General features: G+C 57.3%; 24 protein-coding genes. 17 read left to right on the top strand and 7 right to left on the bottom strand.

Annotation, left to right across the window (positions count from 1 at the left end; all coding sequences use genetic code 11):
• Positions 1-4: 4 nt before the first annotated feature.
• From E0504_RS10740 to E0504_RS10795, 12 genes are all read left to right on the top strand, one after another.
• Positions 5-1,216 carry a hypothetical protein gene (locus E0504_RS10740; RefSeq protein ID WP_131623822.1) on the top strand — a complete coding sequence of 404 codons (1,212 nt, stop codon included), beginning with the start codon at positions 5-7 and terminating at the stop codon, positions 1,214-1,216.
• Between the two features lie 587 nt (positions 1,217-1,803).
• Positions 1,804-2,070 carry a hypothetical protein gene (locus E0504_RS54130; RefSeq protein ID WP_373693888.1) on the top strand — a complete coding sequence of 89 codons (267 nt, stop codon included), beginning with the start codon at positions 1,804-1,806 and terminating at the stop codon, positions 2,068-2,070.
• Positions 2,071-2,183: 113 nt separating this feature from the next.
• Positions 2,184-3,281, top strand: coding sequence for a hypothetical protein (locus E0504_RS10750; RefSeq protein WP_131623825.1), 1,098 nt, complete (start codon positions 2,184-2,186; stop codon positions 3,279-3,281).
• Between the two features lie 320 nt (positions 3,282-3,601).
• Positions 3,602-4,426: a glycosyltransferase gene (locus E0504_RS54135; RefSeq protein WP_373693889.1), complete on the top strand. Its 825-nt coding sequence runs from the start codon at positions 3,602-3,604 to the stop codon at positions 4,424-4,426.
• On the top strand, positions 4,423-5,544 hold the full coding sequence (locus tag E0504_RS10760; protein WP_131623829.1) for a glycosyltransferase: 1,122 nt from the start codon (positions 4,423-4,425) through the stop codon (positions 5,542-5,544). The genes E0504_RS54135 and E0504_RS10760 overlap by 4 nt, the downstream gene beginning before the upstream one ends.
• On the top strand, positions 5,522-6,160 hold the full coding sequence (locus E0504_RS54140; RefSeq protein WP_131623830.1) for an acetyltransferase: 639 nt from the start codon (positions 5,522-5,524) through the stop codon (positions 6,158-6,160). Before E0504_RS10760 ends, E0504_RS54140 begins: the two co-directional genes overlap by 23 nt.
• Positions 6,157-6,801, top strand: coding sequence for a class I SAM-dependent methyltransferase (locus tag E0504_RS10770; protein ID WP_207912456.1), 645 nt, complete (start codon positions 6,157-6,159; stop codon positions 6,799-6,801). The genes E0504_RS54140 and E0504_RS10770 overlap by 4 nt, the downstream gene beginning before the upstream one ends.
• Positions 6,802-7,707, top strand: coding sequence for a glycosyltransferase family 2 protein (locus E0504_RS10775; RefSeq protein ID WP_131623832.1), 906 nt, complete (start codon positions 6,802-6,804; stop codon positions 7,705-7,707).
• A gap of 276 nt (positions 7,708-7,983) precedes the next feature.
• A complete protein-coding gene (locus E0504_RS10780) occupies positions 7,984-9,030 on the top strand; it encodes an acyltransferase (protein ID WP_131623834.1) in 1,047 nt (348 codons plus the stop codon).
• A gap of 196 nt (positions 9,031-9,226) precedes the next feature.
• Positions 9,227-9,979, top strand: a complete 753-nt coding sequence (locus E0504_RS10785; protein WP_131623836.1) for a glycosyltransferase family 2 protein — start codon at positions 9,227-9,229, stop codon at positions 9,977-9,979.
• Complete coding sequence (gmd, locus tag E0504_RS10790) at positions 9,980-11,101, top strand: GDP-mannose 4,6-dehydratase (RefSeq protein ID WP_131623838.1); 1,122 nt, start codon at positions 9,980-9,982, stop codon at positions 11,099-11,101.
• A 7-nt stretch (positions 11,102-11,108) separates the two neighbouring features.
• Positions 11,109-12,080: a GDP-L-fucose synthase family protein gene (locus tag E0504_RS10795; protein ID WP_373693890.1), complete on the top strand. Its 972-nt coding sequence runs from the start codon at positions 11,109-11,111 to the stop codon at positions 12,078-12,080.
• A gap of 219 nt (positions 12,081-12,299) precedes the next feature.
• Here E0504_RS10795 and E0504_RS10800 read toward each other — a convergent pair whose 3' ends face one another.
• Complete coding sequence (locus E0504_RS10800) at positions 12,300-13,247, bottom strand: tyrosine-type recombinase/integrase (RefSeq protein WP_131623841.1); 948 nt, start codon at positions 13,245-13,247, stop codon at positions 12,300-12,302.
• 23 nt (positions 13,248-13,270) lie between these two features.
• Here E0504_RS10800 and E0504_RS10805 point away from each other — a divergent pair, with 23 nt between their 5' ends.
• Complete coding sequence (locus E0504_RS10805; protein WP_207912457.1) at positions 13,271-13,519, top strand: hypothetical protein; 249 nt, start codon at positions 13,271-13,273, stop codon at positions 13,517-13,519.
• A gap of 264 nt (positions 13,520-13,783) precedes the next feature.
• Here E0504_RS10805 and E0504_RS10810 read toward each other — a convergent pair whose 3' ends face one another.
• The 3 genes from E0504_RS10810 to rfbD all read right to left on the bottom strand — a co-directional run bounded on the left by E0504_RS10810 (position 13,784) and on the right by rfbD (position 15,719).
• Positions 13,784-14,116, bottom strand: coding sequence for a hypothetical protein (locus E0504_RS10810; RefSeq protein WP_131623843.1), 333 nt, complete (start codon positions 14,114-14,116; stop codon positions 13,784-13,786).
• A 78-nt stretch (positions 14,117-14,194) separates the two neighbouring features.
• A complete protein-coding gene (locus E0504_RS10815) occupies positions 14,195-14,692 on the bottom strand; it encodes a hypothetical protein (RefSeq protein WP_131623845.1) in 498 nt (165 codons plus the stop codon).
• Between the two features lie 268 nt (positions 14,693-14,960).
• A complete protein-coding gene (gene rfbD / locus E0504_RS10820) occupies positions 14,961-15,719 on the bottom strand; it encodes a dTDP-4-dehydrorhamnose reductase (protein ID WP_131623847.1) in 759 nt (252 codons plus the stop codon).
• Here rfbD and E0504_RS10825 point away from each other — a divergent pair.
• From E0504_RS10825 to E0504_RS10840, 4 genes are all read left to right on the top strand, one after another.
• Positions 15,691-16,125 carry a hypothetical protein gene (locus E0504_RS10825; RefSeq protein ID WP_131623849.1) on the top strand — a complete coding sequence of 145 codons (435 nt, stop codon included), beginning with the start codon at positions 15,691-15,693 and terminating at the stop codon, positions 16,123-16,125. The two genes, rfbD and E0504_RS10825, sit on opposite strands and share 29 nt — an antisense overlap.
• A 338-nt stretch (positions 16,126-16,463) precedes the next feature.
• Positions 16,464-17,120 (top strand): hypothetical protein, encoded by a 657-nt coding sequence (locus E0504_RS10830; protein ID WP_131623851.1) that lies wholly within the window; start codon positions 16,464-16,466, stop codon positions 17,118-17,120.
• 134 nt (positions 17,121-17,254) lie between these two features.
• Positions 17,255-17,407, top strand: a complete 153-nt coding sequence (locus tag E0504_RS10835; protein WP_165938477.1) for an AlpA family transcriptional regulator — start codon at positions 17,255-17,257, stop codon at positions 17,405-17,407.
• Between the two features lie 2 nt (positions 17,408-17,409).
• The gene (locus E0504_RS10840; protein ID WP_131623855.1) at positions 17,410-18,579 is read left to right on the top strand and encodes a site-specific integrase; all 1,170 of its coding nucleotides are present in this window, start codon (positions 17,410-17,412) and stop codon (positions 18,577-18,579) included.
• 690 nt (positions 18,580-19,269) lie between these two features.
• On the opposite strand, the gene E0504_RS10845 is transcribed toward E0504_RS10840, so the two are convergent.
• From E0504_RS10845 to E0504_RS10855, 3 genes are all read right to left on the bottom strand, one after another.
• A complete protein-coding gene (locus E0504_RS10845; RefSeq protein ID WP_131623857.1) occupies positions 19,270-20,166 on the bottom strand; it encodes a hypothetical protein in 897 nt (298 codons plus the stop codon).
• A gap of 164 nt (positions 20,167-20,330) precedes the next feature.
• Entirely contained in the window at positions 20,331-20,723 is a 393-nt protein-coding gene (locus tag E0504_RS10850) for a response regulator (RefSeq protein ID WP_131623859.1), read from the bottom strand.
• Complete coding sequence (locus E0504_RS10855; protein ID WP_165938479.1) at positions 20,720-22,312, bottom strand: ATP-binding protein; 1,593 nt, start codon at positions 22,310-22,312, stop codon at positions 20,720-20,722. The genes E0504_RS10850 and E0504_RS10855 overlap by 4 nt, the downstream gene beginning before the upstream one ends.
• Positions 22,313-22,373: the final 61 nt, after the last annotated feature.

Here is a 22,373-nt window from a genome sequence, read left to right on the forward strand (position 1 = left end):
TGCAATGGACGACACTTTGCATGAGGCACCTTTGCAAGGGCGCGACATCACGAACGGAATTCTGCTTTTCGTCGGTTCGATTGTGTGCACATCTCTCCCGACATACTATATCGCGATTAAGCCAAATGTGCTCTTTCTGCTGGTGTGCCTTGCCTTTGTCTTGGTAAATTGGCGCCGCGTTGCCCTCTCCGAGAAGGTTTTGGCGATCCTAGTGGCTTCAGTTTTAGGTGCGGTTATCTCTGCCTTTTACTGGGGAGATATGACATTAGCGCTTTATCCGATTTACCTATGGCTCTCTCTGATCCTCGCCACAGCTGCGCGTCATCGAGACACCAAGCTTTTTCTCCGCGTCGCAACGATTTTTTGCATAGTTAACGTAGTTGGGGCTTGGATCGGTTTCGTAAGTGCATCCGCAGGCCTAGGACCTCTTTACACTTTTGAAGGGCCCGCCGGGCGGCCTGCCTATCTATACCTCGGCACGGCGACCAATTCCGTTGTAGGCAATTTTATCAGGCCTTCGGGTCTCTTCGATGAGCCGGGTACTCTCTCCTTCGTCATTTGCATGGTCGTGGCGCTACGCCATGTAACGTTCGGCGCCTCTAAGATCGACGCTTTTCTGATCGCCGGCGGACTGGTGACCCAGTCTCTAGCTCACGTCGTTTTTGGTTTAGTGTATTTGGTCGCAGTTGGTCGGAAAGTCGGGTGGGTCGGGCTGGCGGTGGCCTTCATGGCATTACCCCTCTATTTCGTTGACAGCGTCTCTATGGCTTTCTCCGAAAGGTTCTTCTCTCGATTTGAGATCGTCGACGGGTCACTAAGAGGGGACAGCCGGACGCAAATCACGATGAACGCTCTTGCTAACTTGGATAAAGACACGATCTTGTGGGGAGTTTACGGGCAGTGCTCGAAGATCGCAGGAAAATGTATCGAGATGTATGGGGGCATGGGAGAGAATCCGTTCACTGTACTTGTCTTCCTCGGTATCTTTATTGCATTCCCTTATTATGTAATAGTTTTTTCGATTGCGCGGCGCGGGTTTTATCGGTCCCAAGGCCATCTTATCTCGCTCGGGGTCGTGGCGATACTGCTTCAGCGACCAGTTGTGTTTGCATTCGGTTACTCGCTGTTAGTGATCCTCTTTTTCTTCAATGTCGGCCGAGCAAGGCGTTTGGGCTCGTTAGATGCTCGTTCAGGCGGAAACAGGCTGAGCATGTGACAACGTAGGAATGATAAGCTACGTTATTTAGTGAAAAGCTCTATAAAGAGCTCCATGTTCGGGTCCGATAACTTCTAAACGGGCGGATGAAGCGACTTCATGCGTAGTAGGTCTCGATAGATGGCGCTCGTCCAAGCATTTTATTAGCTAGGTTTATCCAACGTCCGATTTATTGTTTAGCTCAAAGTCAATCAGGTGTGTTCTGAAGTGTTAGTTTGTCGAGTGTGCGTTCATGGTCGCGTCGATGATAGCGCTGGCTGTCGAAAGGCATCTTACAGCTTTCTACAGAGCGCGTATGTAGTGTTTAGTAAGAGGAAGCCCGGATGCGTCCATCTTTGAATCACTTGGCTAACCTCTTAATGTCTCTCCTGCCTCCCACCCGGCTATTTGCGGTAAAGCGCCTTCTGTGGCGCACCTGTGGCGCTGAGGTTGGCGCGCGTGTTAGCGTTAATCTCGGAGCAAGAATTTTCGGAGGCGGGCACGTTGTTGTGGGCGCTGACACCTGGATCGGTATTGGATGCAGGTTGATAGTCCCGCATGGTAGTACTATTCGCCTTGGCGCTCGATGCGATGTCGCGCCCGGTGTGATGTTCGAGTGCGGCTCTCACAGGGTCGGGAGCTCTTCTCGGCGCGCTGGTAAGGGCTATTCCTCCTCGATATCGGTCGGTGAAGGGACCTGGGTTGGCGCCAGGGCACTTATACTAGGAGGCGCCGAGCTCGGACCCGGCTCCATAGTTGCCGCAGGAGCTGTCGTCCTTGCCGGCACTTATCCTCCCAACGCTCTCCTTGCCGGTGTCCCTGCTAAGACTGTACGCATCCTTGACCACCCTGATGATTGTGGCGCTTCAGAATGAGGGGCCGCGGAGGACGGATCCTATACGTTGGAATGGTCTGCACCCCTGCGTATTCGCGCGCGATCGGCCAAGACCTGTTTGTCGGAGCGGCGGCCAGCAAAATGAGCGCGGTCGTGTCAGCACTTCGCAGGTGCGGTGACCGCGCGGCATTGATCTCATTGCCAGTGCCAAAACGACGAAGCAATTATCAGGCCGCATTTGTGAGCCGCCAAGATGGTTTCCCAGCTTGTTTTCTCGCGTCCCACGGCAATCCGTTTGTGCGAAAACTGATCACGTGCGTATCTCTCTTTTTCTTCGTTTGGAGGGCGGTGCGCCCCGGCGATCGCGTGTTGCTGTACAACCACGCGATCGAATATGCCCCAGCCCTTCTCCTCTTACGAGCGCTGCGGGTCCCCGTTTACCATGACATAGAAGATGTTCCGACTATGCACGAGCGCGGCCTGCGGGGAGCTATAAATAAAGCTTCATTCGAATTTGTATACAGACTAACTTCGGTTCGCAAAGTCACTGCTTCGAATCAAATCGCCAGAGAGCTCAGATTGAAGAACTTTAAAGCCGTTCAGGGTATTTTTACTACTGAAGCTCTTCGAAGTAGCAGGCTAGATAAATGGCAGCAGCTTCAACGAGGGGGCGCTCTTCGCGTACATTTCGGTGGGACGTTAAGTCCGGCAACGGGCACTGATGTGTTTTGCGACGCAATACTGCAGCTGAGCATGAGCGTGAAAAATAGTTCGCTGCGAGAGATTGTTTTCGTTGTTACTGGAGTGGGCGATCTAGACAGAATTAAGCACTTGTCTGAGTACGTAAGGTCCCCCAGGGTGCGTATTGAAGTTTACCCAGCCGTTTCAAGAGCTCAGTACCTCGACTTGCTCGACAGTTGTCATGGAAGCCTATCCCTAAAAAGTCCTAGTTCGGAAATTTCGCGCACAACCTTTCCGTCCAAAGTCGTAGAGATAACATCGCGCGGCCTGTCCTTGGTTGCGACCCGGATCAGTGATGTCGTCCACATTTTCGACGAAAATATGGTTTGGTTCTTGACTCATTTTAGTGGCGAAGCGCTGTGCGAAATCTTAGAAGAAATGTCTGAAAACCCCGATGAAGTACGCCGCCGCGCAGACTTGGGCCGGGCACGCTCAGAAGCCAACTTCTCATCAAATGCAGTCGGCACCGAGCTCTCCAAATTTCTCCGGTCTGACTCGGCGGACAAATAATGCCATTAGACGTGTGGTTTTGGCAGAGGATGATTACGCCGCACATGGCATGCCTGGCAGCTGCATTGGCGGAACGAGGACACCGTATCACCTATGTGGCTGAAGAGGAGCTCTCCGTCGAGCGGATGGCGTTGGGTTGGGAATCGCCGGCGCTGAGCAATGTTTCGACTCATTTCATTAAGCATCGTGGCGATGCTGAGAATCTGGTGGGCAAGGCACCGGAGGGTGTCGTGCACCTGATGCAGGGCTTACGGTCCAACGGGCTCATTCGGCATGCGCAGACTGCGGTTAGTAGCGCGCTACAGCGCCAGTACGTAATCATGGAGGGTGTGGATAGACGCGGGCCAGCGGGAATATTGCGAAAACTACTTTATTTCTCCAGTATTCGCCGAGTAGGCCGCAACTTAGATGGAGTTCTTGCTATTGGGAGCGGGACACCCTCATGGTTGCGTCGACTAGCGCCAAGCAATCTTAGCATATTTCCTTTTGCCTATTTTCTCGGCGAGCAAAGCGCCTCAAAATACGCTGCTCGGAGTACGATTTTCCGCTTTCTGTATGTGGGGTCCCTCATTCCTCTGAAGCGTGTCGATCTTCTTATGCGTGCACTCGGCAGCCTCTCGGATCACGCCTTCGAGTTGCACATAATCGGCGATGGTCCCTTACGAGGCGAGCTCGGAGAACTAGCGCACCGACTTCTCCCGTCGCGCACAAAGTTTCACGGGGTGTTGCCTATAAGCCAGATTCGGACGCAAATGGAACAAGCTGATTGTGTTGTTCTGCCGAGTAGCCACGATGGCTGGGGAGCCGTCGTCTCTGAGTCTCTTATGGCCGGTACACCTGTAGTCTGCAGCTCGGCATGTGGATCATGTTCGGTAGTCCTGGCTAGCGGTTCAGGAGGCGTTTTCCAAGTCGCGGACTTCCCGCGATTCTGTGGGCTATTGCGTGCCGCAGTGGCCAGGGGAAAAATCAGGTCCGAGGACCGGCTAGCCATGCAAACGTGGGCAATGTGTCTCGGCGCGCGAGCTGGAGCGGCATATCTCGAGGCAATCATTAGCAATCGAGGAACATCACCCCCCCCCTCCCCCCCATGGGTCGATCCGCGGGTGGCTTCTGAATATGACGGCACATCGAGCTCTCGAACGTGATCCGAATTGCTCATGTCACCTCGGGCTTGGACCGATCCGCTGCCGGCGTCGGCGTCGTTGTTTCTAGAATGTCTCGAGAGCAGCAGTCTCGTGGCTACGAAGTACGCGTCTTCGGCCCCGAATCTTGCCAGTGGATTCAGAGAGACAAAGACATTTGGGAGGGCGCCCCTGCAGAGGCTTATCCGGTGTACGGACGACCACGATCGTTCGGATATTCCCCCGAATTAGCAGCCAGCCTAACGACCTTCGAGCCAGATATCGTCCACGTACACGGTCTGTGGATGTACCCAAATCTAGCGATTTGTAATTGGCATAGAGCAACTCACAAGCCTTATGTTGTCTCACCGCACGGCATGCTTGCACCGGCGGCCCTTAAATTCAGCGCTTGGAAGAAACGCACCGCGTGGAGAATTTTTCAAAGCGCAAGCTTGGCCAATGCTGCAGCCATTCACGCTACGAGCGAGACCGAGATGCAGGATATCAGAACGGCCGGGCTACCTAATGAGACCGTCGTCATACCTTTAGGGGTAGATGAAACGCCAGTTCCAGTATCCCCGCCAGAACCCATTAAGCGCGTCTTGTCACTTGGCAGGATGCATCCCCAAAAGGGTCTCGATCGCCTTATCAATGCATGGTCTCAGTTAGAAGCCACGCATCCAGAGTGGGCGCTCGATCTAGTCGGCCCTGACGAGAATAATCATAAAAGAGAGTTAGAGGCGCTTGCCACAAAATTGGGTATAAAGCGGGTTACAATTAGGCCAGCTGTGTTTGATTTAGAGAAGGATGTGTGCCTATCTTCCGCTAGACTCTTCGTACTTCCATCACGAGGTGAGAACTTTGCGTTGACTGTGGCTGAAAGCTTAATGATGAAAACTCCCGTCATTAGCACGCATGGAGCCCCATGGTCGGGGCTGGCACGAGAAAATTGCGGTTGGTGGATCGAGCACGGAGTTGAGCCTTTGGTTAAAACGCTCGAGGAGGCGATGCACCTAACTGACGGCGAACTCATGGCGTTTGGCGAGAGAGGCCGCGCATGGATGTTGAGAGACTACTCTTGGGGCGCCGTCGCCGATAAGACGCTGCAGCTTTATCGAGATGTTATCGCAAAATTTAGCTAAAGCCGAGCGCCTAAGGCAGTCAACAGGCTCAATATCAAAGTTTACAACGGCAGCGAAGACACCAAGCACAGTGAAATTACTTGATATCCACGCCAACCGAGCAGCAACGAAATGGACGCTAGGCGAGCAGTGTGGCCGCGTACTATGGGGATTGGTGGCCCCCCTCTTTCGCCTCAGCCCACGGCCACTTTGGTGCTGGCGGCGAGTTCTGCTTCGCCTTTTTGGCGCTAACGTGGCGCGGGGCGTTCATGTATTTCCTACGGTACGAATAACCATTCCTTGGAATCTCGACATTGCAGAAGACGCAGCGATTGGCGACCGAGTCATCCTTTATGCGTTAGGTCAGATCAGTATCGGATCGCGCTCTACCATTTCCCAGGGTGCGCACCTCTGCGCCGGGACCCACGACATAGCTCATCCGAGCCGACCGCTCGTAAAAGCACCCGTGAAGATCGGAAGTGATGTGTGGGTATGTGCAGACGCATTCGTCGGCCCCGGGGTGGATGTGGGAGATGGTGCGATCGTCGGGGCTCGTGCCGTGGCAATGAAGAATGTCCCGGCACACACAATCGTTGCCGGTAATCCAGCTCGTCAAATTAGGACGATAAATGCATGACTCACTCGAAGACGATGCCAGCCTATCGCTATGCCGACGGATCTCACAACTGCTCCCATGACTACCTCTTACCTGTTCTACGGAGGGAGCTAAATGCTTGGCGGGCGTGCCAATCTTCGCTGTCGCCGAGGCTCTTCGACCTGGGCTGTGGCAACGGTAGTGTTGGAGCGATCTTAGCAGATGACGGATGGAGCGTAACTGGCGTCGACCCGTCGCCCGAGGGGATAGCGGCGGCACGGAGCGTGTTCCCTCAGATTGACGTCCATCAAGGGTCAGCTTACGACGACTTAGCCTCCGAGTACGGGGGCTTCCCCGTTGTCATAAGTTTAGAGGTGGTCGAGCACGTATATGCCCCACGGGCCTACGCTTCTACGTTGTTTGATCTCGTCGAACCCGGCGGTAAGGCATATATTTCCACTCCCTTTCACGGCTATTTCAAGAATCTGGCGCTCGCACTTTCGGGAAGAATGGACGCACACTTCACGGCGCTTTGGGATAGTGGGCACATTAAGTTCTGGTCCCATCGAACACTTGGGCAACTCTTGAGCGAAGCTGGTTTCACAAAGATCCGATTCGTCAACGTAGGGCGTGTCCCTCCCTTGGCTAAATCCATGATCGCGATCGCTAAGAAAGTGGATTGAATGCTCACCGCATTGATCCTTACGCGTGACGAAGAGCGACACATAGCCCGTGCCATTGAGTCAGTTAAGGCTTGCGCTGATAAAATAATTGTCGTCGACTCCGGCTCTACTGACCGCACGGTCGAAATAGCAGTCGAGAATGGCGCGGAAGTTCTGCGCAATGAGTGGACGAACTACGCAACTCAATTTAATTGGGCGCTGGATCAGCTAGACTCTTCTCCCGAATGGATCTTGCGTCTGGACGCCGACGAGATTGTCTCGGAACAGCTATTGGCTGAAATTGTTGCCACCTTGCCCGAGCTCGGCCCGGAAATTGCCGGGCTCACCGTCAATCGACGGATGAGCTTCATGGGCCGAGTCATCCGCCACGGAGGCTTATTTCCTGTTCAGGTACTTCGCATTTTCCGTCGAAATGAGGGCCGTTGCGAGGATCGCTGGATGGACGAGCACGTAATTGTTAAAGGGGGGGTGCGCCACCTAAAGGGCGAACTTCTCGACGACAACCTGAACTCCCTGACCTGGTGGACAAATAAGCACAACAGCTATGCTAGCAGAGAGGTCATCGATCTTCTTAATCTTCAGTACAAGTTTCGACCCCACGACACTGTTGCGAGCCTTTCCGGGGGAGAAGCTGGTCTAAAGCGATGGCTGAAGGAGAACATTTATACACATCTGCCAGGCGGAGCTCGCGCCTTTATATACTTTGTCTTCCGGTACGTCTTGCGCGGGGGGTTTTTAGACGGCCGAGAAGGACTTGCGTTCCACTTCCTTCAAGGCCTATGGTACAGGTTCCTCGTTGATGCCAAACTACTTGAGGTCCGACGTCTAATACAGAGAGAGGGCGTTACCCCGGAGGACGCGCTGAAGCGTGTGACAGGTTTCGATGTAGCCAAGCGGGCAGCCTAAGCTGCCTAGACTAAAAGGATCTTTGATTGTAACTTGCTATATCCGCGACCTCCAAAGGATGGGTCCCGCATGACGCACGTGGCGTAAGGCCCTGGTGCGCTTCGCTACCTTATGGTTTCGCTAGTGACGTCTCATGGCGATTCAATACTCTCCTAGGAGCGAGCCTTCATCCGAGCAAGAGTTTCTTGGGCACGCCGCTCCAAGCGGTCGAACCGCCTTTTTTATGGTCCGGGCGCGTTTATGAGCCGAGATGATTAGCTTTGGTCGGAATTATTGATGGACGTAGCCTTTCCCCAAAATCGTAGAAGCTTCTCAACCTTACAGGCGGGGCGAGCGATTGCCGCGCTTCTAGTCGTTCTGTTCCACTGCACGGTATCCATTTCTCACCCTAAGTATTGGGGGCAACCAGTATTCAACAACGTGTTTGAGTTTGGAAGCTTAGGTGTCGAGTTTTTCTTTGTGCTTAGTGGATTTATAATACTATGGGCGCATCGCGACGATATTGGCCATCCCCAAGCGCTTGTCCGTTACGCCTACCGGAGAATGGCTCGCGTTTATCCTCCTTACTGGATCGCGTCGATTTTCGTCATTCTCGCAATGACCTATATCCCGCAGGCAGCATCGGGGGGGGTGCCTGAAATAGCATCTTTGATTGAATCTTTTGCTCTTTTCGGCGACCCGCATAGCTCAATATTAGCTGTGGGCTGGACCTTGTTTCATGAGATGCTGTTTTATGCGTGCTTTGGCGTGACGATCGTCAGTAAAAGATGGGGAGTTGCACTTCTTGTAGCTTGGGCACTCCTAATCTTTGTTTCTCCTTGGGAATATTATGTATTCTCTCCATTGAACTTGTTATTTATGATGGGGATGGCGGCGGCGTGGACACTCGATCGTAGATCGGTACCCTGGCCTATAAGTATTTTCGCGGCAGGCCTAATGGTCTTTGGTGTTTCTGCTGCGATACTTCCGGTCGGGTACCTTCGGTCTTTGATCTGCGGCGCGGGAGCGATGCTGCTAATACTGGGCGCCGCGGAGCTAGAACGGTCGGGACGAGTTTCGACGCCGAACTGGCTGAAGTTCCTGGGAGACGCGTCTTATTCGATATATTTAGTCCATTTCGTTATCATATCGTTGGTAGCGAAGGTGACGGTCGGCGGTCTGAAGGAGCTAGCTTTTATCTCAATGTTGACGGCGAGTGTTGTTGGGGGCGTCATCTTTTACGTCGCTTGTGAACGACCTACTGTCAGGCTGGTTCAACGTAGCTCTGCAGCCCGTGCAGCCGCCAGAAGGCTTCGTCCTAGGGCCGATCCCGAGTCGGTCTAGCACTATGGAATGTCCCAAAGCTCCGACTTCAGCGTAGGATTTGCGGCGGCTAAGGCCACGGCACGCGTATTCAGAGACTGATGACGGCTTTCGAAGCCTCCTGTGCATTTCGGCAAGCAAAGGATGGGCGTGGCGAGCGCATGGTCGTTGTGACGTCCGCGGTGAAGGTTACTGTATCTTTTAGGGAGGGGACTCATTGCGAATCTCTGTCGTAACCGCTGTTTATAACCGCGCAAATACAATTGTGCAGGCGATGGAAAGTGTCCGAGGCCAAACTTACCCTGACGTGGAGCACATCATCCAGGACGGTGGCTCATCAGATGGGACGCTGGAGCGGATCGTGTCGATGGGTTCTGGCTTTTCCCTAGTTTCAGAACACGACAACGGCATTTACGACGCAATCAATAGAGGGATCGCAAGGGCATCCGGCGATGTCATCGGTCTCATGCACTCCGACGACTACTTCGCCGATGATCACATTCTCGAGAGGGTAACAGCTCTTTTCGCGGATTCGACCGTCGACGGGGTATACGGAGATTTGCAATATGTCTCGGGCGCTGACACGGACAAAATCGTGCGCCATTGGCATTCCGGCTATTACATGCCGAAGATGCTCGCCCGCGGTTGGATGCCACCTCATCCAACACTCTACCTCCGGCGTGAGATATTTGAACGTCTTGGAACCTACGATACCACCTTCAGCATCGCAGCTGATTATGACGCGATGCTCCGTTATCTAGCCAAGGGCCGGATCAAGCTGGCCTATCTACCGGAAGTGATGGTGAAGATGCGTCTTGGAGGCGAGAGCAATCGTTCGGTGGGGCGAATCATTCGGAAGAGCCTTGAAGACTACCGTGCTATCAAGCGTAATGGAGTTGGCGGCTTCGGCACCCTGGCAGCGAAGAACCTCAGCAAGATCAGCCAATTCTTTGTGAAGGAATTTACATAAATGACTAAGCGCGCGCTGGTTACAGGTATCACCGGCCAAGACGGCTCGTACCTCGCAGAGCTTCTCCTAAAGAAGGGCTACGAGGTGCATGGAATTAAGCGTCGTGCATCCGCTTTCAACACCCAGCGGATCGATCACATCTACGAGGATCCGCACGAGCCAAACCCTCAGCTCATCCTGCACTATGGTGATCTAACCGATAGCTCAAATCTCACGCGCATCATTCAGGAAGTTCGCCCGGATGAGATCTACAACTTGGGAGCCCAGTCTCACGTCGCGGTGAGCTTCGAATCTCCTGAGTACACTGCCGATGTTGACGCGATGGGAACGCTTAGGCTGCTAGAGGCTATTCGCCTCCTCGGCCTGGAGAAAACCACGCGCTTCTATCAAGCGTCGACGTCCGAGCTGTACGGTCTCGTCCAAGAACCACAGCAAAAGGAAACAACGCCCTTCTACCCGCGCTCGCCTTATGCCGTGGCCAAGCTGTATTCCTACTGGATCACGATTAACTACCGCGAGGCATACGGTCTCTATGCCTGCAATGGCATCCTCTTCAATCACGAAAGCCCTCGGAGGGGCGAAACCTTCGTGACCCGGAAGATCACGCGCGGGTTGGCCAATATTACCCAAGGCCTCGAGCCCTGCCTGTTCATGGGCAACATCGACGCTCTGAGAGACTGGGGGCATGCGAAGGACTACGTCCGGATGCAGTGGATGATGCTCCAGCAGGACGCCCCAGAGGATTTCGTGATCGCCACGGGTAAGCAGTACTCGGTCCGCGAGTTTATCAAGTGGTCCGCGGAGGAGCTTGGCATCTCGCTGCGCTTCGAGGGGGTAGGCTTGGATGAGGTCGGCATCGTCGACGAGGTGAGTTCCGAAATCCCCATGGCCGTACAGCCCGGTGATACCATAGTGAGGGTAGACCCACGTTATTTCCGACCGGCAGAAGTCGAAACACTTTGGGGTGATCCAACAAAGGCTCGGGAGCGCCTCGGGTGGGAGCCGGAAATTACCGCACGCGAGATGTGTGCCGAGATGGTCGCCGCAGACCTCGAAGACGCGCGGCGGCACGCATTCTTGAAAGCGAACGGGTTCAACGTCCCCGTAAGCATTGAGAACTAGGAACTAGCTGGTGAAGATCTACGTCGCAGGCCACCAGGGCATGGTCGGCAGCGCCATCATGCGCCAGCTAGAGAATCTAACCCTGAACGACGGGGCCGTCGAGACGGTGGTGCGGAGCCGCTCGGAACTCGACCTCACGAACCAGTCCGAGGTCCGTGATTTCTTCCGAACCGAACGGCCTGACGCGGTCATCCTCGCAGCTGCCAAGGTCGGCGGCATCCACGCAAACAACACATTTCCGGCCGACTTCATCTACCAAAATCTGATGGTGGAAGCGAACGTCATCCACCAGGCGTTCGCTGCCGGGGTCACGCGCCTGCTCTTTCTCGGCTCGTCGTGCATCTATCCCAAGGATGCAGCCCAGCCGATGGGTGAAGACGCGCTGCTGACTGGAACGCTCGAACCGACCAACGAGCCCTACGCGATTGCCAAGATTACCGGGATCAAACTCTGCGAGAGCTACAACCGCCAACACGGCACCGACTACCGCTCGGTCATGCCAACCAACCTCTACGGGCCGGGAGACAACTTTCACCCGGAGAACAGCCACGTCCTCCCTGCCCTTATCCGCCGTTTCCACGAAGCAAAGATTGAGGGAAGCGAGCAAGTGGTAATCTGGGGTACCGGAAACCCGCGCCGCGAGTTTCTGCACGTCGATGACATGGCGGCGGCCTCGCTGTTCGTGCTCGGCCTAGACCGCGCTACTTACGAGGCGAACACGCGCCCGATGCAAAGCCACATCAACGTGGGGACCGGAGACGATGTTGCGATCCTTGAGCTCGCGCGGCTTGTGGCAAGGATTATCGGGTACCAAGGCCAGATCGCGACTGACGCGTCCCGGCCGGACGGGACCGCTCGGAAGCTCCTCGACGTCTCGCGGCTCGCCGGTATGGGCTGGACCGCAACGATCGGCCTAGAAGACGGTATTGCCAAGACATATCGGTGGTATCTCGACCACGAAGATCAGCTGCGGACCTAGGCTCGTGTAGCCGACGCAGGCGCGACGCTTTTCTTATCTAGATGTCACCCTTTTAAGGGTAGCGACACCTGCGTGGGAACTGTTGCGCGGGAGTTCAGCAATTCAGAGATCGGCTCACCATTCTTGCCGGCAATACCGCCGAACGGCAGTCCTGGATTGCTGACAGCTACTACCAATGTCACCGCTTAGCCACGCCGAGCCAAGGGACGCCCCCGCCGCTTACACCGTTGAGGCTCTCCGCTGGGCAAGCTGCTGCCACCGGCGATGATGCATCTGCGCCGTCGACGCGTGCTCGACGTAGCGCGCAAGGACACCCTGGCTCCGCCAGCCGCCCGCCTGCATAATTCCGAGGAAATCAATACCAGCGACTAGCATGTCTTGCGCGGCACCGACCCGCATGGAATGTCCCGATAACGCCGAGATTTCCTCTTTTTGAATCCCCGCTCGCTTAGCCGCGACCTTGATCAAGCGACGCACGGACGAAGTGTCCATCGCACCCTGGGGTACCTTGCCCGTATGCAATCCTCGAAAGAGCGGGCCGTGGTGAAGCCCGGATCGATCGAGCCAGTGTTCCAGTCGACCGATGGTCGCCGGAGACAAATAGGCGATACGCCCGTTTCCAAACGGGTCCGACTTCGAGCGAGGCACTTCGATCGAGCTCAGGTCCGGCGAGAGATGCTCGACCCGCATCGCAACCAGCTCTGAGCTTCGGCATAGCGTGTCATAGCCGGCGCTGAACAGCGCGGCGTCGCGCGCGCCAGCCAGGGTATCCGGGCATTTTGCGACAATTTTTGACAGCATGTCGGCGGTAAGCCCGAGCGCCTGTCGCGGACGGCGCCGCTTTGCGCGCGATGCCCTGCGGAGCGCCAGGTGAACCTCGCTATGGCTGATCGGCGACGGCAGGTCCAAGATCCGGTGAGCAAATTGAATTGCGCAGATGCGCCGTTTTACCGTTGCGATAGCCTTCGTAGGGGCTTCGTCATCCACAAACCGAGCGATAGTTTCCGGATCTGCGGGCAACCAGCTGGCGCCCCGTTCAGCGCACCACGACTTGAACACCACGAGGTCATTCCGGTATCCACGAAGTGTCACGTCGGAATATGCGCCTTTGCAGCGGCTCAGAAGCTCTTCGAGAATTTTCAAACTATGGTGGTCAATCTGGTCCATACTGCGCTTATGAGCTCACTAAGGTGAAACATCAAGAGATCTCAGGAGCTCAGATCAGGAGCGGAAGAGCTTTGCTTGCCCTGAGCTCAAGAGAACTCGCGCAATTTGCACACGTGAGCTGGGCAACAATTAAACGGTTTGAGGAAGAAGAAGGCATCCCGCCTTCCCGCAGTGGCACTCTTACCAAGGTCAAAGCCGCCCTCGAAGCCGCCGGCATCGAGTTCATCGGAGATCCGATCACCTCGCCCGGCGTCCGTCTCCGGCGTTCCTAGTCTTCCGACAGCTCTTGCGACGTATCCTCGAGGCCGTCAGCCGGCTGAGCACGCGCCGCTTCCGATAATCTCAAGCGTGTACAGCCTGCTCTTGCGCACGTTGAGATTACAGACCGGCGCACCCGATTTAAGCGCGCTGCCAAGCAGCCGGCAACGACACTTGCCTGATACCGCCGAAACTCGCCGGGTGCCTCGCCCCGCGTCTTTGCCCCACACGCGGAGTGGCCGCGATCGCCGTATCAACGATCCACGACCCTTAGGAGTTCAGACCTTCACCGGTCCGGTCTTGCCGCGACGAGCTAGGAGAAACAGTACCAGCGGCCACACCATGGTATTCGCAAGGTCGAGCGCTGATAGCCCATCGTTCCACGGGTCGGGACCATAGTAGTCGATCACTTCGTTCGCCACCGCAAGTATCGTCACGATAGCAAGGGGGATCCACGATCGCATCCGGCGGCGGGTAAGGAGCGCCGCCGCAACGAATATTGCAAGGCCAAGGTGGACGTGGAGCAGATCATCGCTGAGCCCAAGGACTTGGCCGAGACCACTCTTCGCGCTCGAGTAGGAATTCGCATAGCGTGAAAAATCGGCGGTCATCTGCAACTCGGGTGATGCTATAGGGTGTCGGAGTTCACGGCTAGCGGTCCCGAACGACAGCACAACCACATCAGGTTCTTATCTCTCTGCGTCGCGAGTGACCACCACCGCCTGCTCGATTGTCTTCATGCGCCGATCCTGCTCCTCGCGAAGATCGCGCAGCGTGTCGCGAACCTGCCGCCCCAACATGCCTTGGTAGCGGCCGATAAGAAACTGGTCCTGCAAAGGAATGTATCGCTGTGTCGACCCGTACGACTTGTCGTCGTGGGCTTGGTCGAAGTAGCGTGTGAGCATGTGTTTTTCTGCCTCAGCCAAACGCCGTTCGCGCCAGAACAGGTTAGCCAGGCGCTCCACCAAGGCTATTTCATGTGCGGTTTGCGCATCGTGCTCGTCGATAAGTTGATCGAGCAATTCCTGGTAGATCTCACGCTTCTCATAGATCGAGACAGCGTTGGCGCTGAGCACACCATGAGTGAGCGAGTTGCGCGAACTAGCGGCTTTGCCCTTGGCTGTACGGGGTCCTGTGCTGCGCTGAGCATTGCGACGATTCGCTTCGGTCTGTTTCTCGCTGGTCATCCGGCGAACAAGTCATGACATTCTAGTCAGGTACAAGCCGCCCATAAAGCATTTATCCACAATAGGATGTTATATCATCCTATTGAATTGGTCTAAATCTCTGTTCTGACTCAGGACTTTAGCTCAGAGGCCCTGGGTGCTAAATTTGACGAAACGAACCCATTTTGTCCGTCGCCTCGCCCGATAACGCCACTTGGCGCGAAGGACAGGAAGGCCCTGCCTGCCGCCCCGCCCTACCCGCTCCCGCGGTTTCCTGACACTTCCTTGGTCAGTCGGTAGGGTTTACACGCCGCATCGCCACCAGCTCTCGCAACGCCGCCCGCAGGTTCGTGCGCCAATGCACCGGCTCCAGCTGCGTCGCCCGCAAGGTGCCCGACGAGTCCAGCAACGAGAACCGCGGCCTGGTTGCCGCCGGCGCGAAATCGGCGGAGCTGATTGGCACAACGCTGACCGGATGCGGCAGCAATCGCAGCGCACCGGCTTCCTCGGCGATGGCGACGGCAAAATCGTACCAACTCGCCGCTCCCGCATCGACATAATGATAAATGCCCGGCGCAGCCGTATCGGCCAGGCGCCAGATCACCTCCGCCAGGCGGCCCGCCCACGTCGGCGCGCCGATCTGATCGGCTACCACGCGCACCTTTCGCTGCTGCGCCATCAGCCGCAGCATTGTATCCAAGAAATTGGTCCCGGCGGCGGCATAGACCCAGGAAGTGCGAACGATGAGCGCATCGCTGCCGGCCATCTGTTCGCCGGCGAGCTTGCTGTGGCCGTAGACCGACAGCGGGCGGCACTCGTCATCCGGCCGGTAGGCGCGGCTTTGCATGCCGTCGAACACGAAATCGGACGAGAGGTGGATCAGCTTGCCGCCCAGACGTCGCATCTGCAGAGCCAGGGTCCGGACCGCGCGTGCGTTAATATCAAACGCAACGCCCCTCTCCCTCCCGTATCTGCATCGACATCGGTTCACGGAAGCTGTCGGAAACAGTGGACACAAGGTGATCGTCGTTTGCCCCGGAGGCTGCATCGGCCACAATCCTAATCTCGAGGATATTTGTGACGGACTCTCCGACAATGAGACAATTGCTGACCTTGATGAGAGCGACGCTTTGGTTGGGTTCCCGGTTGGCTTGATCAACCGAGTCACGGTTCTGGAGGTATCCAGCGCGCCAGGCCAGGAATTGGTCGAGAACCTCGATCTGCACGATACGCCGCGGTTTTGGACGCCCGCAGCACGTTTCTATCTCTTCGAATACGTTGTGCCGTCTGCGGTTCTGCCGGGAAATCGGCTGGTGCCTGGCCTTCGCCTGCTGACTGACGGAGATTGTACCACGTATCCGGGTAACTTGGTGGATGGGCAGCTGGTTCACTGGGAAATGGACCCTTGGGCGGTCGGACTCCAGCCGCTCCCTCAGGAACTCCGGAGCGCCTGACTACTTAGAAAACCCAAGCTGGGCGGACCTCGATCAGGTCCGCCCAGTTTTGCTCGTTCTCAGCGCTTCGCGCAGCAATCGGCGAATAGCTTCCGGCTTCGACGGTCTGGGTTCAGGCTGCTCGGCGATCCAGCGATCCAAATCCGCGTCGAGGTCAGGATACAGCCGCAAGCCGATGCTCCGCCCAATCCCGGTCTCCGGTCGGCCCCTACCTCGTTTTTTTTCGCTATCAGCTATTGAACCAATTCCCGCTATCATTAAATAGTAGCAACGAACCGGGCAGGGGCGGCAACCCCTGCACCGGCTCTAACCAAGCAACCGTCTGCAAGGAGACGATCATGGCTGCCAATACCCCTACACACGAAAATACGCCCTGGACCAGCACGCTGTTCAACCATTCGGTGGCCGCCAAGGCTTGGCTGGCCGTCGCTGGCGACGACGACTGCACCGCCCGCGGCAAGGTTGCCCGCGCAGCGCTCGAAGCCCAGGCTGAGGTCTACGCAACCCCTGCGCCGACGCTTGGCGCTGTGCGGACTAAGCTCTCCATCTGGTGGGGCGAGGAGCTCTACGCCGACGGCTACGAAAGCAGCATCAACCGCATCATCATGGGAGACCTGACCCGCCTCGAGCTCGAAGGCGCTGGCGCTACGGAGCTCGAAGCATCCGGCCGCTCGCCCGAGGAAGCTGCCGCGCAGCTTGCTGAGTGGCACGCGACGTTGGCCGATTACAACGAACAGGCAGAGTTGTTCGTGGAGGGGCCCTCAGACCGCTGGCAGGGCCGTGAAGCCATCGAGATCATCAACGCCATGGACTACTCGGCCGGGGTCCTCTTCGAACTGCGCGCCCCCAACATCTACGGCGTGATCCGCAAGCTGGAGCTCCTCTGGGAGGACGAACGCTTTCAGACCGTCGGTGGCGGCACTGTGTATGTGCAGATCCTGCGCGATCTACACCGGCTCACGCGGGAGATCGAAGCGGCGAAGGCGGACGCCTAGTCGCCCGAGCCGGAGGTATCGCTGCAAGTGACCCAGTCACTCCTCTCCACTTTGTAGCGGCCTCCAACCTCCGCGTCCTACGCGGGTCGTCGTTAACAACGAGGATCCACATGCACCCGAAGATTACCTACACCATGAAGGAAGCGACCGCTGCCACCGGCATCAGCCGGACCATGCTCTACGCCCTGATCAAGGCCGGCGAACTGACGCCGATCAAGATGGGGAGCCGCACGCTCATCCGTCACGATGATCTCGAAGCCCTCATCGAGCGGAAGGCCGCGGCCTGATCGTGTCGCGTTCGATCCACCGCCTCAGTCCGCTGCAGGTCAAGAACCTGTCGAAGCCCGGTCTGCATCCAGACGGCGGGAGCTTGTACCTCAACGTGAGTGCATCAGGCACGAAGTCCTGGCGCATTGTCTACGTCAGAAACGGGAAGCGCTTCGAACTGGGCATCGGCCCTCTTAGCTCCGTCACGCTTTCGAACGCCCGGGAAAAGGCGGCGGAAGCGCGCAAGCTGCTTCAGGAAGGCGAGGATCCGAAACAGCACTGGGCCAAGCAGCGGCCCTCGAAGGACAAGAACTTCGGCTCGATCGCCATCGAGCATATCGAGGCTCATGAGCCAGCGTGGAAAAACGCCAAGCATCGCCAACAGTGGCGGAACACACTCACGACTTATGCTGCGACGATTTGGGATCGTCCCGTCGACCAGATCACCGTCGAAGACATCTTGGGCATCCTCAAGCCAATCTGGGCCACCAAACCGGAGACAGCGAGCCGCGTCCGCGGGCGCATTGAGACAGTCCTCGACGCAGCCAAGGTACGTGGTCTTCGGAGCGGAGAGAACCCTGCTGCATGGCGGGGCAACCTCGCCCTTCTCCTGCCTACGCGAAAAAAGGGGTCGCAGCGTCATCACCCTGCGATGCCGTTTGCCCAGGTGCCCAGCTTCTTCAAGGACCTCGGTGAGCTTTCCGCGTTAACCGCAAGAGCGCTTGAACTCACCATCCTGACCGCAGCGCGAACGTCGGAGGTTCTCCACGCCCAGTGGTCAGAATTTGATCTTGAGGCAGCGATCTGGACCGTGAGTGCCGAGCGCATGAAGGCCGGCCGGGAGCATCGTGTACCGCTTTCGCCACCGGCGGTGAAATTGCTCACCAGCCTGCAGGGCGGTCATGACACATTGGTTTTCCCCGGTCAGGCCGAGGGCAAACCGCTTTCCAATATGTCGATGGAAATGTGCCTCCGCCGGATGAAGATGGACCGTTACACCGTCCATGGCTTCCGATCATCATTCCGAGATTGGGTCGGAGAGGTCACCGACTTTCCTCGTGAAGTCGCCGAGTTCGCGCTCGCTCACATCGTTGGAAGCGCGACTGAACGCTCTTACCGCCGCGGAAACTCGTTCGAAAAGCGCCGGGAGCTGATGAATGCCTGGGCTGAGTTCTGCTTGCCTGCTGTTTGACCTGCGAACTTAGCACCCCACCTTCAACCCTAATTCCAGCCCTAACTCCGTTGCTGGATTGCAGCGAACGACACCACATACCTACGGACGGCGCGAGTCCTGTCCCGAGGGAAACCGGGGGCCCGGAAACACGCCGGGACGACTTGGAACAGGCTATGGCGGAGCGGGAGTCCGCCAAAAGTTTCGGAAATTAGGGTTTCGTATCCCCGGTCCTCAGAAGACCCACCACCCTACCCGCCGGCAGACCACCACCCTATCCGCCGGCAGAACCAACAAGCGTGCATCGGGGTTATCAGATCATTGGGGCGTCCGTTTTGCGCCCAGTTGCGGTCATTGGAAAACACATTCCCGCTGCCCGAAAGCTGCCGCAGCCTAACCCTAGTTTTATGGCAAGGTGCGTGGCGAAAAAGTGGCATCAATACGGTGAGAGGAGGTTGTCCGCTAGTTTTGCAAAGAGCGATCAAGGCCACCGCCGTATGTCTTAGCCAGCGCTACTCGGTCGGACGTGCAACATCTTGACCCCAGCGCCTCCGAGATTGCCAAAGGGCAGGGCAGACAGAGACTGAGCTTCGCATGGGCGATGTCGACGGTCGGTGCATGGTCTGTTCGGAAATTTAGCAGAACCTGACGCCGATCCCCGAAAGGAAATCGCAAGGCCTCGCGAAGCCATGTGCAAGATATGCCGAACGACTAGAACCTATAGCCAGCTGTAAGGGTCGCGCGACCGATGTCTTCTGAAAAAGCCGGATCGTTCGAATTGCGAAGCGAATACTGCAACTGACCTCGTAACAGGAGGCCCGGCCGAGTCGCGTACTGTAACTCCAATTCCGGAGTGTAGGTGCGACGGGTCAGACGCTCCCCATTCGGTGCTAGCCGCGCGGCGAAATCCCACCACCGGGCGGTGACGCCGCCCGATAATCGCAAGCTCTCGCCCACCGGGGCCTGGTAGAACAGCGAGGCAATTGTCCGGTCGTACCCCCGGCGCGGTGCGTCGGAGTCGATTTCCTCGCGGCGCAAGTCCACGGTGAGGTAATGACCCGCCTTAGGGCGATAGCGGTATTCAGCGCCATAAAAGGGGCCCGCTCCATCGGTGTCGTCGGCATCGTAATCGCGCCACCGATAGCCGCCGAATACCCGCAGTCGATTGGCGCGGTTCGGACTGAACTGTAGGCGAGCGAGGGACTCAATCTGGTCCGTGGAGCTGGCTTCAACGGTGCCGATATTGCTCGCATAGGCGACCTGTCCGAACAACTCGACCGTGTCCGAAACCACCGAGCCGACGCCCGCGGTCCACCGGTTGCTCCAGCGGTCCGCCCGCGTGTTGTCATCGTAGAACCGTGCCGCCGAATCGTAGCTGACGCTCACGTCCGTCGCGCCGAAGTCGAGATCGTAATCGAGCAAGCCGCGAACGACCGCGGATGATCCGCCGCCAGTGTCGTCGGACTCATCGACAGCTGTGGCCGGCGCGAGAACCTTCGAAACCGACACTTCGCCTGACAAGTCGCCCTTCGCCGTCTGGGCCGCGACTGCGGCGGGGCAGGCGAGGCCGAAGACGATACTAAGACCTATCAGGCTATGAGCACGCATGAATGGATCCTCTGGAGCGGCTAGCTGGCAGCGAGGCGGCGAGAGCGCCGCACGATTTTGGTTTTTGCCCCGGTTTCGTCTGACAGATTGAGTTTGGGGAATAGTTAATCAGCCGCAAGGGCCGTGGTCTTCCGATCGCGAAAAGTCGCCTGACATCGCACGCGCTAGGGTTTGAGCTTGCTCCAGATTTCGGCAATTTGGTCCGGCAGCGTCAGGGGATCGAACGGCTTGGCGATGACTGCCGCCGCGCCCATTTTGCGCAGCCGTTCCACGTGCTCCGGCATGACGCTGGCAGTCATAAAGATCACCGGGATTGTCTGGGTGGATTCGTTGCCCCGAAGCTCCGCAATTACCTCGCCGCCGTCCATTTCCGGCATCCGGTAGTCTAGGATCACCAGGTTCGGCGAAATCTCGCCGATGGCGTTCAGTGCAGCGCGCCCCGAAGCAAAGTGAGCCACTGACAGTCCGCCAAATTCCTCGAGCGAGAGCTTGATCAGACTGGCGATGTCGGGATCGTCCTCCACCAGCATAACCTGACGAAGCATATTAATTGTCATTTTTCCTCCAGTTTCCGCAGGCGAATCCAGAACCGGGCGCCGCCACCTTCCGGATTTTCGTAACCGATCTCACCGCTGTGCATCTCGACGATGTCCTTGCTGATCGCGAGACCGAGGCCCGTCCCGGCCGAGCCGGTCCGCCGGTGGGCCGGATCGGACTGCGCGAAGCGGTCGAAGATTTGCGACGCAAAGGCTTCCGGCACGCCGGAACCGAAATCGCGGACCGACAGCTCGACCTTGTCGCCATGGTCCTGCAGGTTGACCACGACCAGGCTCTCCGGTGGCGAAAACTTGCACGCGTTCGAAACCAGGTTCGCGACGACCTGGCTGAGCCTCCCGTAGTCGCCGAGCACAAACAGCGGCCGCGAGGCGACCTGCAGCTCGAGATCCTTGCAGTGCTGCAGGGCAAACGCGCGGTTCTGCTCGCACACGTCATCGGCCAACTGAGCGAGGTCGACCGGCTCGCGCTTGATCGAGAACGCGCCGGATCCCAGCTTTTCAACGTCCAGGATATCGTTGATCAGCGTGGTCAGCCGTTCGGCATTCTTGTTGGCCATTCGCAACAGTTGCGACGATTGATCGTCCAGCGATCGCTCGGCCTTTTTGGCGAGGATCGCGAGCGCGCCGCGTATCGATGTGAGCGGAGTGCGCAGCTCGTGACTCACCGTCGAGACGAATTCGTCCTTGATCCGCTCGACCCGCCGACGATCGCTCACGTCTTCCACGGTCATAATAAAGCGACCATCGGGAACGCTCGCGAACCACGTGAGCAGGGCCCGGTCTTCCTCTCCGATGAGCACCCTCTTGCTGTTGTTGGCAGCGGCGACCGAAGAAATGAGTTCCCTCAGGACCTCGTCCGGTTCCCCCTCGCCGATCGAGAAACGGCGCGACACATCAGTCACGATATCCGCCGCCGCCAGCCCGGTAACGACAAACTCTGGTGAAAGGCCCAGCAGTTCGATCAGCTGGTTGTTCCACAGCAGCAGGTGAAGCCGGCGGTCGAACACCGCAATGCCCTGTTGCACGCTGTCGACAGTCGCGCGTAGAAGGTCGGTCTGCGCGGTAAGCGCGAGTTGGCGCTGATGGGCGAGCTTGCTCCCGAGCCTCAGCTCCATCAGGTCGCTGACCGTGCGAGCGAGCAAGACGAGCTGGCGACGCTCCGTTTCCCCAAGCGTCCGCCGCTGCCGATCGATGATGCACAATGACCCGACGGACACGTCCTCGCCGATTCTTAACGGCGCCCCGGCGTAAAAACGGATGTGCGGCGCGCCGGTGACCAACGGATTATCGCGGAAGCGAGGATCGGCGAGTGCGTCCTCCACCACCAGTACCGAGGTTTCTTTGACGGTCTCGTTGCAGAATGCATCTGCCCGCGCCGTGCTTTGTTGATCCAGGCCGCAAGAACCATGGAACAATTGCCGTTCCGTCCCCAGAACCGTTACGGCGGAGATGGGCACCTCGAACGTGTCGGCGACGAGTTCGGCAACGTGGTCGAATTCGGTCTCTGAAGCCAGCGCGTCGAGCTGGTAGCTCGAGATGGTCTGCTGGCGCCGCTCCTCGATATCGTCCCGCTTTGGGTCTGCTTGCATGCGATCGGGCCTCGGGGTTGGAATGCTTAACCTGCACCGGTTAGGAGACACCATGTCTGGA

This window comes from Parafrankia sp. BMG5.11 (genome assembly GCF_004337455.1).